General features: G+C 67.3%; 12 protein-coding genes. 4 read left to right on the top strand and 8 right to left on the bottom strand.

Features of this window, described 5'->3' with window-relative positions; all coding sequences use genetic code 11:
* The first annotated feature begins 169 nt into the window (after window positions 1-169).
* Both H977_RS0118340 and H977_RS0118335 read left to right on the top strand, forming a co-directional pair.
* On the top strand, window positions 170-688 hold the full coding sequence (locus H977_RS0118340) for an SRPBCC family protein (protein WP_029109223.1): 519 nt from the start codon (window positions 170-172) through the stop codon (window positions 686-688).
* Entirely contained in the window at window positions 685-1,701 is a 1,017-nt protein-coding gene (locus H977_RS0118335; protein ID WP_051288922.1) for an LLM class flavin-dependent oxidoreductase, read from the top strand. The genes H977_RS0118340 and H977_RS0118335 overlap by 4 nt, the downstream gene beginning before the upstream one ends.
* Window positions 1,702-1,716: 15 nt before the next feature.
* On the opposite strand, the gene H977_RS0118330 is transcribed toward H977_RS0118335, so the two are convergent.
* The 3 genes from H977_RS0118330 to H977_RS0118320 form a co-directional block, all read right to left on the bottom strand.
* Window positions 1,717-2,283: a dihydrofolate reductase family protein gene (locus H977_RS0118330; RefSeq protein ID WP_029109221.1), complete on the bottom strand. Its 567-nt coding sequence runs from the start codon at window positions 2,281-2,283 to the stop codon at window positions 1,717-1,719.
* 80 nt (window positions 2,284-2,363) lie between these two features.
* Entirely contained in the window at window positions 2,364-4,502 is a 2,139-nt protein-coding gene (locus tag H977_RS0118325; RefSeq protein WP_029109220.1) for a DNA gyrase subunit A, read from the bottom strand.
* A gap of 20 nt (window positions 4,503-4,522) precedes the next feature.
* Window positions 4,523-6,556, bottom strand: a complete 2,034-nt coding sequence (locus H977_RS0118320; RefSeq protein ID WP_029109219.1) for a toprim domain-containing protein — start codon at window positions 6,554-6,556, stop codon at window positions 4,523-4,525.
* Between the two features lie 210 nt (window positions 6,557-6,766).
* On the opposite strand from H977_RS0118320, the gene H977_RS0118315 reads away from it, so the two are divergent.
* Entirely contained in the window at window positions 6,767-8,413 is a 1,647-nt protein-coding gene (locus H977_RS0118315) for an ABC-F family ATP-binding cassette domain-containing protein (protein ID WP_029109218.1), read from the top strand.
* 49 nt (window positions 8,414-8,462) lie between these two features.
* Window positions 8,463-9,479 (top strand): beta-ketoacyl-ACP synthase III, encoded by a 1,017-nt coding sequence (locus H977_RS0118310; protein ID WP_029109217.1) that lies wholly within the window; start codon window positions 8,463-8,465, stop codon window positions 9,477-9,479.
* Window positions 9,480-9,486: 7 nt separating this feature from the next.
* Here the strand turns inward: H977_RS0118310 and H977_RS0118305 are convergent, their stop codons facing one another.
* The 5 genes from H977_RS0118305 to H977_RS0118285 form a co-directional block, all read right to left on the bottom strand.
* Window positions 9,487-11,568 (bottom strand): AMP-binding protein, encoded by a 2,082-nt coding sequence (locus H977_RS0118305; RefSeq protein WP_029109216.1) that lies wholly within the window; start codon window positions 11,566-11,568, stop codon window positions 9,487-9,489.
* A gap of 126 nt (window positions 11,569-11,694) precedes the next feature.
* The gene (locus H977_RS0118300; protein WP_029109215.1) at window positions 11,695-12,900 is read right to left on the bottom strand and encodes a cytochrome P450; all 1,206 of its coding nucleotides are present in this window, start codon (window positions 12,898-12,900) and stop codon (window positions 11,695-11,697) included.
* The gene (gene mhpA, locus H977_RS33440) at window positions 12,897-14,456 is read right to left on the bottom strand and encodes a bifunctional 3-(3-hydroxy-phenyl)propionate/3-hydroxycinnamic acid hydroxylase MhpA (protein ID WP_051288941.1); all 1,560 of its coding nucleotides are present in this window, start codon (window positions 14,454-14,456) and stop codon (window positions 12,897-12,899) included. The genes H977_RS0118300 and mhpA overlap by 4 nt, the downstream gene beginning before the upstream one ends.
* Window positions 14,456-15,394: a fumarylacetoacetate hydrolase family protein gene (locus H977_RS0118290; RefSeq protein WP_029109214.1), complete on the bottom strand. Its 939-nt coding sequence runs from the start codon at window positions 15,392-15,394 to the stop codon at window positions 14,456-14,458. The genes mhpA and H977_RS0118290 overlap by 1 nt, the downstream gene beginning before the upstream one ends.
* Complete coding sequence (locus tag H977_RS0118285; protein WP_029109213.1) at window positions 15,391-16,527, bottom strand: VOC family protein; 1,137 nt, start codon at window positions 16,525-16,527, stop codon at window positions 15,391-15,393. The genes H977_RS0118290 and H977_RS0118285 overlap by 4 nt, the downstream gene beginning before the upstream one ends.
* Between the last annotated feature and the right edge of the window lie 31 nt (window positions 16,528-16,558).

Here is a 16,558-nt window from a genome sequence, read left to right as displayed (position 1 = left end):
TATCCAATCGGTCATCCGTGCCCGGGGCATGATGTCGGTAGCGTTGCGTGAACCAACTCGTCAGTGGGTGCCCGGTGGTTTCGGTGGCGGTGAAGTGGGTCCGTCAAGTGGCGGCGTACCGGCATGCGCATCGAACGAATCCGTAGCGACGTCAACGAAAGGATGCATCGTGCGATACCGCGATCAGCCCACCGTGGAAGTGACACAAGTGGTGCCCTGTGACACGGACACCGCGTGGCGCTACGTCACGGACATCGAACTGCCCGTACGTAACTCGGCTGAACTCGAGCAGGTCGAGTGGCTTGACGGTGCCGATCACATCGAGGTCGGGGCTCGCTTCCGCGGGTATAACCGGCACGACGCCTTCGGCGAATGGCAAACCGTCTGTGAAGTCGCCGAAGTGGAGTCTGGTCGCCGCTGGACCTGGAACGTCCACGGCGCAGAAGGTGTCACCGCCACTTGGGGTTTCGAAGTCGAGCCGTCCAGCCAGGGCGCCATCGTGCGGCAGTGGGCGAAGATGGGTCCGGGGCCTTCGGGACTGACCCCCGCAATTCTCGCCATGCCGGAAAAGGAAGGCAGAATCGTCGCCCGCCGCCTCGAGGAATGGCAGCAGAACATGCGTACCAACCTTGCGTGGCTGGCCGAACAAGTCGGTTCGACGTCGACCGGCACCGGGGAGTCGTCGTGAAGATCGGCGTTGTGATCGAACCCCGCCAGCCGGGCGCCGCGAGTTTCGCAGCCGAAGCCGAACAGCTTGGTGTGGACTCCCTGTGGGTTCCCGAAGTGTGGGGGTACGACGCCCTCACCGGACTGGCCTACCTGGCCGCCCGCACTGAACGGATCCGGCTGGGAACCTTCGTCGTCCAACTCGGCTCCCGCAGCCCCGCACTATTGGCCACCTCTGCGCTGAGCCTGCAGGAACTCTCCCAAGGCCGATTCATGCTCGGGGTCGGAACTTCCGGGCCACGGGTCATGGAGGGCTGGCACGGTGTCCCGTTCCGTAAACCTGTCCAAACCACCCGCGAGACAATCGAAATCCTGCGCATCGTCAGCCGAGGCGAGCGCTTGGAACACCGAGGCGAGGTCTACCCCCTGCCCCTTCCGGACAGCAGCGGCGCTGCGCTCCGGCCACTCGTGGCGCCTCGTCACGTTCCCGTGTACATCGCCGCCATGGGCCCGAAGAACCTTCAGTTGACCGGTGAAGTCGCCGACGGCTGGCTCGGTAACGCCTTCATCCCCGAAGCCGCCGAGGTGTTCCTCGGCCCGCTGCGGGAGGGGGCCATCGCTGCCGGCCGCACACTGGGCGATATCGATCTCGTCGCGCCGGTGGCCGTCGAATTCCACAGTGACGCTGAGGCAGCCGACGCCGCTGCCCGCCGCCACGCCGACGGATACGCGTTCACCATCGGCGCCATGGGGGCACGCGGCCGCAACTTCTACAACGACGCGTTCAACCGTCTCGGCTATGAACGTGACGTCGCCCGCGTCGTCGAACTCTGGCAAGCAGGGCGGCGAGAGGAAGCGCGCGCTGCCGTCCCGATCGACCTGGGCCGCCTCACCAATCTCCTCGGCACACCAGAGGACATCGCCGAACGTGTTGCGGCGTACCGCAATGCGTCCATCACCACGCTGCTGGTCAAACTCGACGGCGAATACAGCGCCCAACTCGCCACGCTGGGGCAGCTGATGTCGATCGTGTGAGCCGCGGGCTTGCGCTCAACGCCTCGTCTCGTACGTGGTCAGCACCACACCACCGGGGAAGCTGCGGGTCTCGACGATGTTCAGGTTCACCCAGTTGTCCACCCCGGTGAAAAACGGTGTGCCTGCACCCACCACGACCGGGTAGGTCGCCAGCGTGTATTCGTCGATCAGCCCGGCCCGCATGGCGGCGCCGGCGAGCGTCGCGCCGCCGATGGTCATCTGGCCACCGTCCTCGGCCTTGAGCCGGGCGATCTCGGCGATCGCATCGCCGGCCACCAGGCGGGCGTTCCAGTCGACCTTGTCGATCGTCGAGGAGAACACCACCTTGGGCGTGTCCCGCCAGTTGCGGGCGAATTCGATCTCCGCCGGGGTGGCGTCAGGCTGCTGGTCGCCGGTCGGCCAGTAGGCGCTCATCGTCTGCCACAGTTTGCGTCCGTACAGCGCGAGGTCGCTCGCCACGTCGTGGTCCAGCCACCACTGGAACAGTTCGTGGCTCGGCGGCCCACCCCAGCCGATGTCGTCGCCGGGAGCGGCGATGTAGCCGTCCAGGGTCACGTTCATTCCGTAGCACAGCTTCCGCATGGTGCCAGCCTTCCGTCAGTCGGTCCCGGCGTATAGACCGGCACCGCGCGGACAATTCATCGAGCGGGCGGTGCCCTCGATCACGGCGCCGGTGTCACGTCCGTCCCCGCGCCCTTGATCGAAGCCTTCGCGCGGTTCTCGGCGCGGACAGCTCTCTTGCCGCGCACGTATCCCGTCGCCGAGATCGTCGCCGCCAGCACGGCGTCCTCGCCCTTGACGAACGGGTGGAACCCCACACCGGCACCGCCGCGGCCCTTGACCGGGATGTCGGCGACTTCGGTGACCTTCCAGCTCTTCTCCGACAGGGACAGGATCGCCTCACCGTTGGCACACGAGATCGGGAGGGCGGCAATCACTTCATCGTCCTCGCCGGCGAGCTTCACCCCTGCCACACCGTTGCCGGCCGCGCCCTGCGGATTGACCGCGGCCGGGTCGATGCGCAGGATCTTGCCGCGCCGTGTGACCAGGGCCAGGTGGTAGCCGTCGGGCAACACACCTGAGCACAGCAGCCCGGTGATGTCGGGGGCGATCGGGATGTCACGGATCTTGTACGGCAGACCGCCGCCGGTGGTGAACTTGATGCGGCCGTCGGTCCACACCGCCCAACCCAGACCTGACGTGAGCAGTTCGCCGTGGCTGTCGGAGAACACGCCCCGGTCATCGAGACGCCAGGCGGCGTTGACCTTTCGCTCGCGGGGTCCGTCCTCACCGGCGCCGGCCGTCACCGGGGTCGCCTCGAAGTCCAGGACGGTGCGGCGGTCGTACTCGGGGCCCTTGAACAGCTTCGCGGTCTCCACCAGTTCCTTGTCGATCACCACCCGGCGCGCATCGGGATTGGTCACGAGTTCGGTGAGTTCGGCGTACTCGGCGTCCAGCTTCTCGGCCTCGGCCTGAAGTTCGATGACATCGAGTTTGGTGAGTCGCCGAAGTTGAAGTCCCAGGACGTAGTCGGCCTGCTCGGCATCGATCGAGAACCGTTCCTGCAAGCCCTGTCGGGCCTCGTCGACGGTCTCGGATCCTCGGATGACCGCGACGGCAGCGTCGATGTCGAGGTGGATTTTCATCAACCCGGCCACCAGATGGCGCCGCGCGGCGACCTTCTCCAGCCGATACTCGCTGCGGCGCAACACCACCGAATCCCGCAGATGCAGGAATGCGGCGATCAGCTCGCGGACCGACCACCAGCGCGGCACCCGGTTCTCGTCGAGGGCGACCAGGCTGGCCGCGAACGTCGACTCCAGCGGGGTCAACGCCAGCAGCTGGTCGCGGATCTGCTCGGCGCTGTGGCCGCGCTTGGCGGTGACGACGATCCGAAGCCCGTTGCGGCGGTCGGTCAGGTCCGACATGTCGGCCACACCGGACATCTCCCCGGACTCCACCAGGGCCCGGATCCGTTCCTGCACAGTGTTACTCGCCACGCCGGGCGGCAGTTCGGTGATGATGCAGTTCTTACCGTCGACCGACACCGTGCCGCGCACGGTGAACTGGCCGCGGCCGGTGGTGATGTACTCCCGCAGGCCGCTCTCGCCGATGACCCGGGCGCCACAGCCCCAGTCCGGGCCCGGGATGAGCTTGACCAAGCGGTCGTCGGTCATGTTCGGGGTCTTGAGCAGGGCCCGGCAGGCGGCCATGATCTCGCGCGGATTGTGGGCAGGCACCTTGGTGGCCCACCCTTCGGCGATACCCACCGCGCCGTTGCACAACAGCACCGGCCATTGGGCCGGTAGCCACGTGGGCTCGGTCCACTCGCCGTCGAACGTCGGCACCATCGGCACCGCGTGACTGTCCAGTTCGGCGGTCAGCGCGGCACCCGGTGCGGACAACCGCATCTCGGTGTAGCGGTCCGCGGCCGGGATGTCACCCTGGATCCGCGGGAAAGCGCCTTGCCCGTCAATGACTTTCACCCGTTGGAAGTCGGCGGCCATCAACGCCGCGGCGCCGTACATCGATGCACCGCCGTGCGGGTGCAGATTGCCGGTGACCGCCGAGCACACCTTTGAGGACTTCTGCGGCTTGTTTCCGGGCAGCAGTTTCGAATCGTGCATCTGGTAGAGCAGTCGGCGCTGACCGGGCTTGAGCCCGTCATAGGCCGACGGGATGGCGCGGTCGCTGACGCTGTAGAGCGCGAACGTCAGCTGGTACTGATTCCAGTAGTCGTCGGCCCTCTGGTCGAGCACCAGATCGGGGTTCTGTTCGGGAACGTCCAGGGTGGCGGTCACAGTCTTCTACCTACGATCCTTTAAGTCAGGTCCAGCGCGGAGGTGTCGATGCGGGAGGCCACGTCGGCCATCCACGTGCGCCGGCCCTCGGGTGGCCCACCGAACAACGTGTGATGCAGCTTCTTCTCAGCGTCATCCGGGTGAACCCGAATCACGGTGCGCCGCTCCGGATCCAGCACGGTGTTCCAGAAGTCATCGGCGTCCATCTCACCGAGACCCTTGTTGCGCTGCACCTCCACCCGCTTCTTGGAACTCTCCTTCAGCCGGGCCACCGCGGCGTCACGCTCGGACTCGTCCTGGCAGTAGATCCGCTCGTCGCCGTTCTTCACCACGAACAGCGGCGGCAGTGTCACGTACACCATCCCGGCCTCGACGAGCGGACGGTAGAAGTCCAGGAACATCGAGATCAGGCTGGAATTGATGTTGCCGCCGTCCGGGTCGGCGTCGGAGGCGAACAGGATCCGGTCATACCGGCACAGTTCCGGGTCGCAGTGGTCACGCACCCCACAGCCGAGGATCCGTTCGATCGAGTCGAACTCGTCCTTGGCCCGGGCCTTGCTCAGGGCGTACCCATAGACGTTGGGCGGCTTACCTTTCAGCGGGAAGGCGGCCTGGAAGGTGGCGTCGCGCGCGGCCTTGATGGTGCCCAGCGCGGAATCACCCTCGCAGAGGAATAATTCGGCGCCCGAGCCGCGTCCCGACTCACGGCTGGGCAGCAGCTTGGGCGGCAGCGACAGGTTCGTGCCCAGCCCCTTGGCCTTCGAAGCTGCCCGGGCGCGGGCCTTGGCGCCTTCGGCGCTACGGCGGGCGCGGGCAGACTCCAGTGCCAGCTTGGTCCACAGCGAGACGGTGTCGCCGTTGGCGGGGTTGGCCGCCCAGATGGTGACGCTGCGCGCCACGTCCGGGGCCATCGCGACATTCAGTGACCGCGACGACACCGCGGTCTTGGCCTGCGAATCCCACGCCACGTCAGGGGCCCGGGTGTCCACGGCCAGCGCGGTCACCGCGACGAAGTCCTGTGGTTCGGGTCCGTCCTCGCCCTTGGCCAGGCCCAGGTCGCGGATCCGGGAGGCACGATCGGCCAGCGCCTCGGACAGGCCCTTCATGGCGGCCGTCAGATGCGATCCGCCGTTGGGGGTCCGCACGGTGTTGCAGAAGGCGGCGACGGTGGCCGGTTCGGCCGGGCCCGCGGTCAGCGACCAGCGGAACGGGGTCGGGCCGCGTCCGGTGGAGTATTCGCCGCGACCTTCCACCACGGCGCGTACGCCGGGCAGGGGAGTGCCCGCGGCGGTGCACATCAGGTCCAGCAGGGTATCGGTGCCCCACGGGCCGCTGAACGGCTCGAGCAAGGCGGGCGCAATCTCCTCGCCCGGCCAGCCGTCGTCGACGACGACGAGGTGCACTCCGGGAGACATGCGCGCTGCGGCGTGCGCCCGCAGCAGAACCTCGCCGATGTCCAGGCTGGATTCGGGCACCACGGCGGGGTCGAACAGAATCCGGACCGTGGTGCCGTGCGCGTCGGGCTTGCGGTTGCTCACGCCGCGCAGTTTCTGGGCGTCGGCCCGGGTGAAGGGGGCGTCGGGGTCGAACTCGTTGCCCTCGAACACGCCGGGGTAGCCGTGCCCGAAGCTCTGCAGGTAGGTCTTGCCGGCGCGGCGCACGGTCACGTCGGTGCGTGCGGAGATGAACACCGCTGCGGCGGCGCCGATCCCGTTCAATCCGGCGCCGGTGCTGTTCGCGTCGGCGTGGGCGGAGAACTTGCCGCCGGCCCGCGCGGTGCCGAGCGTCTTGACGATGCCGTTCTTGCCGGTCGCCGGGTCGGAGTCGACGGGCAGGCCGCGGCCGTCATCGGCGACGCTGACCGATCCGTCGGCGTGCAAGGTGATGGTCACGCATGAGCCGCCGTGGCTGGGATCGGCGACCTCTTCGATCGCGTTGTCCACCAGCTCGCGCAACGCGGTGTTGAGGACATCGAGGCCAAGGTTTACCGCCGGCCGCAGGCGTGTGTGCTGGACATCGTCGAGCTCGGTGATGTCTGCGGCGTTGTAACTCACTGCTGTCCTTTCCACCAGGGCCGATGCCGCAGCAATCGGCTCCCGTCGGATGTCACTGTGCGCGGCGAGCCCGCCGTGCAGCCACCCCTGTGGCACGGGAGGCATACGCATTCTGCCTTGAGTCGCCGACACCGGGCGCCACTGCCACGGCCAAACCGGCCACAAACTCGCGATGGTGGCCGAGATTGCGGGGAGTGCGACCATAAGGCCATGACCGCAACGCTTGTCGCGAAGAACGTGGCCGGCGGATTCGCCCACCGCACCCTGTTCGAGGCGCTGGACCTGACCGTCGGACCAGGCGATGTGGTGGGTGTGGTGGGCGCCAACGGCGCGGGCAAGAGCACATTGTTGCGCATCCTCGCCGGGGATCTCGAGCCGCTCGAGGGTGTGATCAGTCTCGCTCCGGTCGACGGCTTCGTCGGGTGGCTGCCGCAGGAGCACGAGCGGGTACCGGGCGAGACCGTCGCGGCATATATCGCGCGGCGAACCGGCTGTACCGAGGCCACGCGCGCCATGGAGGCGGCCGCCGAGGCGTTGGCGGATCCGGGTGCAGATGCCGACGGCTACTCCGCCGCGCTGGATCATTGGCTGGCCACCGGTGCCGCGGACCTCGACGAGCGGTTGCCGGCCGTGCTGGCGGAGCTGGGATTCGACGTCCAGGCGGTGCGCCCGGATTCGACCCTGATGACCGAACTGTCGGGTGGGCAGGCCGCGCGGGTGGGACTTGCGGCGCTGATGTTGTCGCGGTTCGACATCGTCCTGCTCGATGAGCCGACCAACGATCTGGACCTCGACGGGCTGGACCGGCTGGAGCGCATCGTCGGTGACCTCCGCGGTGGTGTGGTGCTGGTCAGTCATGACCGGGAGTTCTTGGCGCGCACGGTGACCCGTGTCCTGGAACTGGACCTGGCGCAGAACCGGACCACCGTCTACGGCGGTGGTTACGAAAGCTATCTGGCAGAGCGGGAAGTCGCCCGCCGCCACCGCCGCGAAGAATACGACGAGTTCGCCGACAAGAAGGCCGATCTCGTGGCGCGGGCGCGGACCCAGCGGGAGTGGTCGAGCCAGGGCGTCCGGAACGCGATGCGCAAGGCACCCGACAACGACAAGAACCGGCGCCGCGCGCAAACCGAGTCCAGCGAGAAACAAGCCCAGAAGGTCCGGCAGATGGAGAGCCGGATCGCTCGCCTGGAAGAGGTCGAGGAGCCTCGCAAGGAGTGGAGCCTGCAGTTCAGCATCGCGGCGGCTCCGCGGTCCAGCGCGGTGGTCGCCACGCTGGACAATGCCGTTGTGCGGCAAGGTGGTTTCGTTCTGGGCCCGGTGTCGCTGCAGGTGAACGCAGGCGAGCGGATCGGGATCACGGGCCCCAACGGGGCTGGTAAGTCGACGTTGCTGCGGCTCCTGCTGGGTCGTCAGCATCCGGACGAGGGACGCGCGAGCCTGGGCGCCAATGTCGCCATCGGTGAAATCGACCAGGCCCGTGCCGATTTCACCGGTGCCGGACAACTCGTCGACCGGTTCGAGCGGCTTGTGCCGGAGTGGTCGACGGCCGACGTGCGGACCCTGCTGGCGAAGTTCGGTCTGAGGGCCGACCACGTGGAACGTGCGGTCGACGATCTGTCACCCGGTGAGCGGACCCGTGCCGGCCTGGCACTGCTGCAGGCGCATGGCACGAATGTGCTGGTGCTCGACGAGCCGACCAACCATCTGGATCTTCCCGCGATCGAGCAGCTCGAGCAGGCCCTCGAAAGCTATGACGGGGCGTTGCTGCTGGTCACCCATGATCGTCGGATGCTGCAGAACGTCCGGCTCGACCGGTCGTGGTCGGTCGACAACGGCCGGGTCGCAGCGTTGTAGCAATACGTTTTAGGCGACTGAGCAGCCGCTCCAGATAGAGTCTGACGGCATGACCGAGATAGCGGCGAATGCCGGAATTTCCAAGGTCGGGATACTGAGCCTCGGTGCGTACCGCCCGTCTCGGATCGTCACCAATGACGAGGTGTGTGAGCACATCGACTCGTCTGACGAGTGGATCTACACCCGCACCGGGATCAAGACCCGCAGATTCGCAGCCGACGACGAGTCGGCGGCATCCATGGCCGTCGAAGCCGGCCGCCGAGCCGTGGCCAATGCCCTGCTCAGCGGCCCGGACGTGGATGCGGTGATCGTCGCGACAAGCACGAATTACCGCCAGACGCCGGCCTGCGCGCCTGCCGTTGCCAGCGAACTCGGTGCACACGGTGTGCCCGCGTTCGACCTTTCCGCGGGCTGCGCCGGCTTCGGGTACGGCCTCGGACTGGCCGCCGACATGGTCCGTGGGGGCAGCGCACACAAGGTCGTGGTCATCGGTTCGGAGAAACTGTCGCTCGCCCTCGACATGCACGACCGTGGCAACTGCTTCATCTTCGGGGACGGTGCGGGCGCCGTGGTGGTCGGCGAAACACCTGATCAAGGGATCGGCCCGACGGTGTGGGGCAGCGATGGACGCCAGGCCACCGCGATCCGCCAGGACATCGACTGGATGGATTTCGCCGCCGACCCGGCCGGGCCACGGCCGTACCTGCGGGTCGAGGGCACATCGGTGTTTCGTTGGGCCGCGTTCGAGATGGGCAACGTGGGGCTGCGGGCGCTGGAGGCGGCGAAGGTGGGGCCGGAGGACGTCGACGTCTTCGTCCCGCATCAGGCGAACAGCCGGATCAATCAGCTGCTGGCGAAGAATCTGGGCCTGCGTGCCGACGCGGTGATCGCCGACGACATCGAGCGCACCGGGAACACGTCGGCTGCCTCGGTGCCGCTGGCGGTGGAGGACCTGTTGTCCACCGGTAAGGCGAAACCGGGCGATCTGGCGTTGCTCATCGGCTACGGCGCGGGCCTGAGCTACGCGGCGCAGGTGGTCAAGCTCCCGCCGGTGCCCTTCGAGTGAAGCCCGGCTAACCCGGCCAGCCCATCTCCATCGGAAACTGGCCCTCGATCAGATGACGTTTCAAGACCTTGCCCGTGGCGGTGCGGGGCAGCTGATCGACGAACGTGACATCGCGCGGAATCGAGAAGCGGCTCAGGCGGTTGCGGACGTAGTTCTTGACGGTGTCTTCGTCGAGCGACGTCCCGTCGGCGCGGACGACGAACGCCGCGAGACGCTGGCCGAACTCCGCATCCGGAACACCGACCACTGCCACGTCGGCGACCTGGGGCAGCACGGCGATGGCTTCTTCGACCGGCCGCGGGAAAACGTTCTCGCCGCCGGAGATGATCATGTCGTCGTCGCGTCCGGCGACGAAGAGACGCCCGCTGCCGTCGAGGTACCCGAGATCGCCGGTGTCCATCAGCCGGTCTTCGACGGCGGGCGATTTCTCATTGGTGTAGCCGTCGAACAGCATGTCGTTGCCGACGAAGATGCGTCCGACGGCGCCGACGGGAGCGATGTGGCCACGCTCATCGAGGATGGCGATGCGGGTACCCAGGGGCGGCCGTCCCGCCGTGGTCGGGGCGACGCGCAGGTCGGTGGGATCGGCGATCGTCGCCCAGGACACCTCGGTGGAACCGTAGAAGTTGTAGAGAACGTCGCCGAAGATCTCGATGAATTTGGCGACGGCTGCGCCCGGAATCGGTGACCCGCTGCTGGCGACCACCTTCAGCGACGAGGTGTCGTATCGGTCGATCACCGCGGCGGGCAACTCGAGAATGCGCTGCAACACCACCGGAACCAGGATCACCACGGTGCAGCGGTGGCGCTCGATGGCCTTGAGGGTTTCTTCGGCGTCGAACCGTTCCATCAGCACCACGGTCGCGAGCAGCGGGGTGCTCACTTGCAGTGCGGCCAGGCCCCAGGTGTGGAACAGCGGCGCGCAGAGCAGCATCACTTCACCGTGCCGCAGCGGCATGCGCGACAACATCGCGGCGATGGCGCCGAAGCCGGGTGGCGTGGGCCGTCGCGCGCCTTTGGGTGTGCCGGTGGTGCCCGAGGTGAGAGCGACCAGCTTGCCGGGTTGTTTCGGTGGCGCCACCGGTGCGGCGCCGGTGCCGGTGGAAATGAGCTCCTCCATCGAGCGCCGCTGCGGCGTGGCCGAATTGGGGTGTATCGAGATCCGCGGGATGTCCGCGGCGACGTAGCGCACCTCGGGCTCGAAGCCGTTGTCCACGAATATGGCGTCGATCTTGTGGCGGTTGACGATCTCTTCGATCGCACGGGCGGCGAGACCGGTGTTGAGCAGCACCAGGTCCGCGCCCAACTTGCTCGCCGCCACCATGCACTCGACCATCGCCGAATGGTTCCGGGCCAGCACCGCGAAGGTGCTGTCGCTGCCGAAGCCGATCACGGTGAGGCCGGCTGCCAAGCGGGTGGTGCGGTCGGCCATTTCGGCGTAGGTCGAGGTTCCGTTGCCGTCGATCGACGCGGTGGTACGAGGTGCGCGCGCGGCGGCCGCGGTGAGGCCGCCGGCCAGCGTGAATCCCCATTTGGCGAGTGAATTGAGTTGGCGAAGACCGCGATCGGGTCGAGACGCGCGGACCACGCCGCTGGTGATCATGGTCTTCAAGACGTTGAGTTGCAGAGAGCGCCCGTCACCCATGTTGGCCAGTTGGGCGGACGGCTCGCCGGCGAGGTAGTCCGAGATCCGCTGCAGCCCTTCGCGGATCCAGCTCTCGACGGCGTTGTCACCGGCTTTTGCGATGTCGGGGTGCAACGTACCGACCGCGAAGATCCTCAGTGCGATCCGCGCGCCGCGTCCTTCAGGGGTCAGCCGGATCGAGGCGAAACAGCGACCGGTCTGGGTCGCGTCGAGGCGCAGTTCCGTGCCCGAGAGGCGAACCGTCTGGCGCATCTCGTGGACGACGACGGTGCCGCGGGAGGTCGACAACCACACCTCGAACAGGTGCGGGTCGGCGGCAGCGTGCTCGCACGAGCCGAGGCCGCGAAAGAACCGTGGGTACAGCTCCGGTGCCGCGAGGAGGGGCCAGATATCGGCGCATGGGTGATCGAGCGTCGTGTCGACGGCGATCACGTCTCGTGCCACGGTGGTCCTGCCAGGTGTCCTTAGTTAGCTGCGGCAGTTAGCTGCGACTAGCCATTCTGGTTCATCTGACTTCGATCCGCGCCGGTTTCGCCGACTGTGCTCATCCGCAGGTCAACCGGCCAGGGGTTACCGACCGCCGGTCGAGGCGCGATGAAGCCTCAGCGGCAGCCGCTTGTGGCGGCGAATGATGTTGTTGATTGCCCAGGTCGGGGTGCCGGTCAGCTCGATCCGTTCCACCCGCTCGATGAGCGCGCGCAGCATCGCGCTCGTCTCAAGGCGTGCCAGGCTTTGGCCGGCGCAGGCATGGGCGCCCTGTCCGAATCCGAGGTGACGGGTCGCGTCGCGCCGGATGTCGAAGGTCTCGGGGTCGTCCCATTCACGTTCGTCGCGGTTGGCGGAGGCGTAGAGAACGAGCACGCGGGCGCCTGCGAAGACCGAAGTCCCCGTGATTTCGGTGTCGTGCAGAACTTTCCGTGAAAAGGCCCGCAGCGGCGATTCGAATCGGATCACCTCGTTGACCGCGTTGGGTATCAACGTCGGGTCGTCACGAAGGAGCTGCCACTGGCCCGGATGGGCGCCGAACAGGTAGAGCGCGTTCGAGATGGCACTGATGGTGGTGTCCAGCGACGGCGCGATGTAGTCGACCATCAGCGGCGGGCATTCGGCATGCGAGAGCTTGCCGCCGTCGGCGGCGAGGAGCACGTCATGACCCAGACTGCCTTCGAGCATGGCCCGTTTGCGGACAACCTTGCGTGCGAAGCGCAGCATCTGCATCGCGCCGGGCATGGCTCTGAGTGCGTGCTTGTTGAAGGGCCCGAGGACGTCGAACGTGGCTCCGGCCCACGGCAACAGGTGGTCTCGTTGGTCGCGTGGCCAGCCGACGAGATCGGGCACCACCGCCATGGGCAACGCCGTCGCGAGGTCGGCAACGCCGTCGATCTCCCCGGTGGCCAGCGCGGCGTCGACCACGGATGCGGCTTGTGCGTCGACACTGCCGCTGATTGCCCGCAGGGCGCGCGGCAGCATCCGGTGCGCGACGAGCTTGCGGCGTTCGTCGTGTTCACCGCCGTCGCTGTTGAGGGTCGTTCCCCTGGAGAGCCGGTTGATGAACGGGTTGAGGGCGACGCCCTTGCCCGAGATGAATGTCCGGTCGTCGCGAAGAACGGCCTTGCATTCGGTGTAGCGGGGCAGTGCGTAGGCCCGTTGCCGCGGCAACCAGACCACGGAGCCGAGTTCGCGCAACCGGGCGTAGTGGGGATATGGGTCGACGATGGCTTCGGTGCTGTAGAGGTCTTGACGGTATGCGGGAATACCGCTGTGCGTCTTGGTCATCGGCCGGGCCTCATTCTGCCGGTGGGCTGAGTCGGGGCAACGCGAGGGAATGTGGGCAGCACGGTGCACAGTGCGTCGATGTCTCGTGCTGCCTTCATGACGGTCCGGTCGGGTCGGACGATCGCAGCTGTCGCGTGGCCGCGGCGCAGCCATCGGGCCAGTTCGGTACCAGGTGCGGCGACGTGGAGGACGGCTCCGCGCTGCGCGATCAGCGCCTGCTGCCGCGGGCTGGGCGCTGTGGTGGTGAGGATCGCGAAGCCGGCCCCGAGGATGTCGTCGAGCCGGCGGCCTTCGGCGACCATCGGATTCGGACACAGCGTGCCCGCGAGATTCCCCGGTGCGCGGGACGTGAGAATGAGCCGGGATCGGCGCAGTCCCGGAGTTTCGCTGTCGAGGACCCTGGCATGCAGGCCGGGCAACCGGTGCAACTGCGGGAGGATGATTCGCCGGACGAGGTTGCCCAGATTGCCGCCCGCCGTCATCGCGTGGCCGACACCGAGCGCCAGCCGGATCAGCTGACGCGCGTGTGGCTTTCGCTCTTGCTCATAGGTGTCCAAGACCTCCTCGCCCAGGGTGCCGTTGAGGACGCCGGCGAGTTTCCAGGCCAGATTCATCGCATCGCGCACGCCGGCACCCAGGCCTTGTCCGATGAACGGTGGTGTGAGGTGGGCGGCGTCGCCGAGGAGGAAGACGCGCCCTCGCCGCCAGTTGTCGGCCAGTTGGGCGCGGAACGTGTACTCCGTCACCCGTACCAGATGCAGGTCATCGGCGGCCGCGTGCTGTACCCAGGGTTCGATCAGCGGCCGCACCCTGTCCAGGGTGTTGAACGCTGCACTGGTCTCGCCGTCCAGGAGCCGGAACTCCCATCGGTACCGCGTTTCACCGATCCGCATGAAGGTGCCCGCCCGGACCGGGTCGCACACCTGGTGGACACCTTCCCACTGGTGCAGGTCGGTAGCTGTCGCGACATCGATCACCAGCCAGCGCTGCTCGAATCCGAGATCGTCCATGCGGCAGCCGATTCGGGTGCGGATGAGGCTGTTGGCGCCGTCGCATCCCAGGACGTACTCGGCGTCGACGGCGTGTTCGGTCCCGCGGACGCGGTCTGTGTAGGTGACGCGGACGTGCCCCGCACCGTTCTCGGCGATGTCGGTGACCTCGGCGTTGCCCCGCAACTCGGCGCTCGGGTGCCGCTTGAGGTTGGCGCGCAGGAGAGCCTCGAGTTCGGGTTGGTCGAACATGTTGGCTTGGGGAAATCCGTTGCGGCTCAGCCCGGTGTCGCGGGTGAACTCCGCGAGCACGTTCATCGAGTCGTCCAGCAGGCGCAGGCCCAGCGCCGGTCGCGAGATCGCGGCAACCTGGTCTGCGATACCCAGGCGCGCGAAGATGCGGACGATCTCGTCGTCCATGTGGACCGCCCGTGGTTGCGGGTACACCTGCGCCCAGCGGTCGAGGATCAGCGAGTCGACACCGTACTGGGCCAGCAGCGTGGCGACGGTGACGCCCGTGGGGCCGGCGCCGATGATGACCACCGTGGAGCGGTCGGGAACGGCGATCACGCGTATCGCACCACGGAGCGTTGAGTGCCGAGGTCGATCGTCTTGTCGTCGGTGGCGACACTGGCTTCGACGACGTCACCCTCCCGCAGGTATTTGGCGTTCTTCGACTGGCTCTTGAAGAAGGCCTTCCACTTCACCGCGGGCGGCAACAGCGACCCGATGATCTCGATGGGCTTCGGAGGAGCGGTGAGCGCCGTACCGGCAGGTGTGCCGGTGAGCAGTAGGTCGCCGGCGTCCATCCGCTGGAAGCGGGCGAGCTCCTGCAGTGCGCGCAGCGGCCGGTAGATCATGTCGCCCGAGACCGTAGAGTTCTGGCGCACTTCCCCGTTGACGCTCAGCTGCAGACGCAGCTCGCCGAAGCGCTGTAGCTCGCCGGCGTCGAGCAGCACCAGGGCCGGGCCCACGGGAGTGAACGTGGGATACGACTTGGCTTCGTAGAACTGGGTTTTCGGCAATTGGACGTCGCGGGCGGAGATGTCGTTGGTGACGACGAGCCCGGCGATGTACTCGGCGAGGTCCGCCTCGGTGACCGCGGTGCCGACGGCGAGTTCCTTGCCGATGACCAGGCCGATCTCCACTTCGTAGTCCATGAAGCGGACGTGCGACGGTTTGACGATGTCCGCCGTCGGTCCGTTGATCGAGCCGGATGCCTTGCGGAAGAACGTCAATGGGACGGTCGCGGGGTCCATGCCGGAGTCTTTGACGTGCGAGACGAAGTTGGTCATCTGGGCCACGACGCGGCACGGCGCGGTCACCGGTGACACGAGCGCAAGGGATTCGACCGCGACACCACCGGTGCCGCGGCAGGCGGTGTCGATCGCGGCGCGGTCGCCCAGCAACTCGCCGGTGGTGGTCGCGGCGGTGTCGATCTTCACCGCGCCGGTGTCGGTCTGGACGTACCAGGCGTCGGCGGTGCGCAGGACGGTCGTGGTCATGAGCCGGCTACTTTCAGGAGGCCGCCGAGGCGGGTCAGGGTGAATTCGTTGTCCGGGTCCCGGACCGCGGCCAGCATCGAGCGGAGTTCGTCGAGCGACTCGCGGCCGGGTGCAATGCCGAGGAAGTCTTTGGTCACCGGCGGTCCCCACTGCGCGAGGCCGGACGCGGTGAACGCGGCCCAGCCGGGTTCGAGTGTGTTGTCGAACATGTCGCCGTCGGTGAAGTGCTCGACGAGGAAGCCGTCCGGATCGCGCCAGTAGTCGAAGATCTGGCTGCCCTGGATGTGGCGGCCGATACCCCACGATCGCTGGTAGCCATGCTCGCGCAGGTATTCGCCCCCGGCGGCCAGCGCGTCGAGGTCGGCCACCTGGTACGCGGAGTGCACGTAGCGGTTGCGGGGCCCGAGAGCGATGGCCAGGGTGTGATGGTCGGTGGGAGTGCCACCGCGGTCGCACCGGATGAAACTCATCGTCGGACCCTGGTCGCGTTGGCCGGGGAAATACAGGAAGTCGCTGACGATCATGCCGAGGTTGTCCAGATACCAGTTCAGCGCCTCGATGTACCGGGTGCTCTGCAGCACGATGTGGCCCAGCCGCTGGACCCTGGCCGGGATCCGCGCCGGCCGCTGAGTTTCATTGATGCGCGGCAGTTCTCGACCGAAGTTCAGCGTGTGCGGGGGCTGGGGTGGCAGTGGCGGCAAGGTGTGAATGCCCGCGACCACGCGCACCGGGACACCGCTGGGGTCGACGAGGTCGACGCCGAGTCCGCCCATGCTCTCGGGTAAGGGCCGGGTCGGCGCCCCGAGTGCATCGGCCAGGCGCAGCACGTCGACCTCGTCCTGTGCGACGAACGCGACACCGGTGAACCGCGAGCGCCGCCCCTTGCGCACGACCAGGCACGGCGCGGCGGCATCGGTGCCGCGGAACTGTAACCGGTCTTCGGTGCGTATCACGGTGGCGAACCCGAAGGCGTGTGCGAAGGCCTCGGCGCGGACGAGGTCGGGCTTCTCGAACTCCAGCCAGGCGATGTCATGGACCTTGATGACCGGATTGCGGCACCGGCCCAGATGCTCGCCCGCGATGGCGCCGTGCTCGCTGTGCAGCCCTTGATGAGCACCAACGGTTTCTGTCACCACGCCCCCATCCGTCAACAACTGACGAAAT

It is taken from the genome of Mycobacterium sp. URHD0025 (genome assembly GCF_000426065.1).
Classification (GTDB): domain Bacteria; phylum Actinomycetota; class Actinomycetes; order Mycobacteriales; family Mycobacteriaceae; genus Mycobacterium.
The sequence above is the reverse complement of the archived record's forward strand: the minus strand, read 5'-3'. Positions and strand labels throughout refer to the sequence as shown.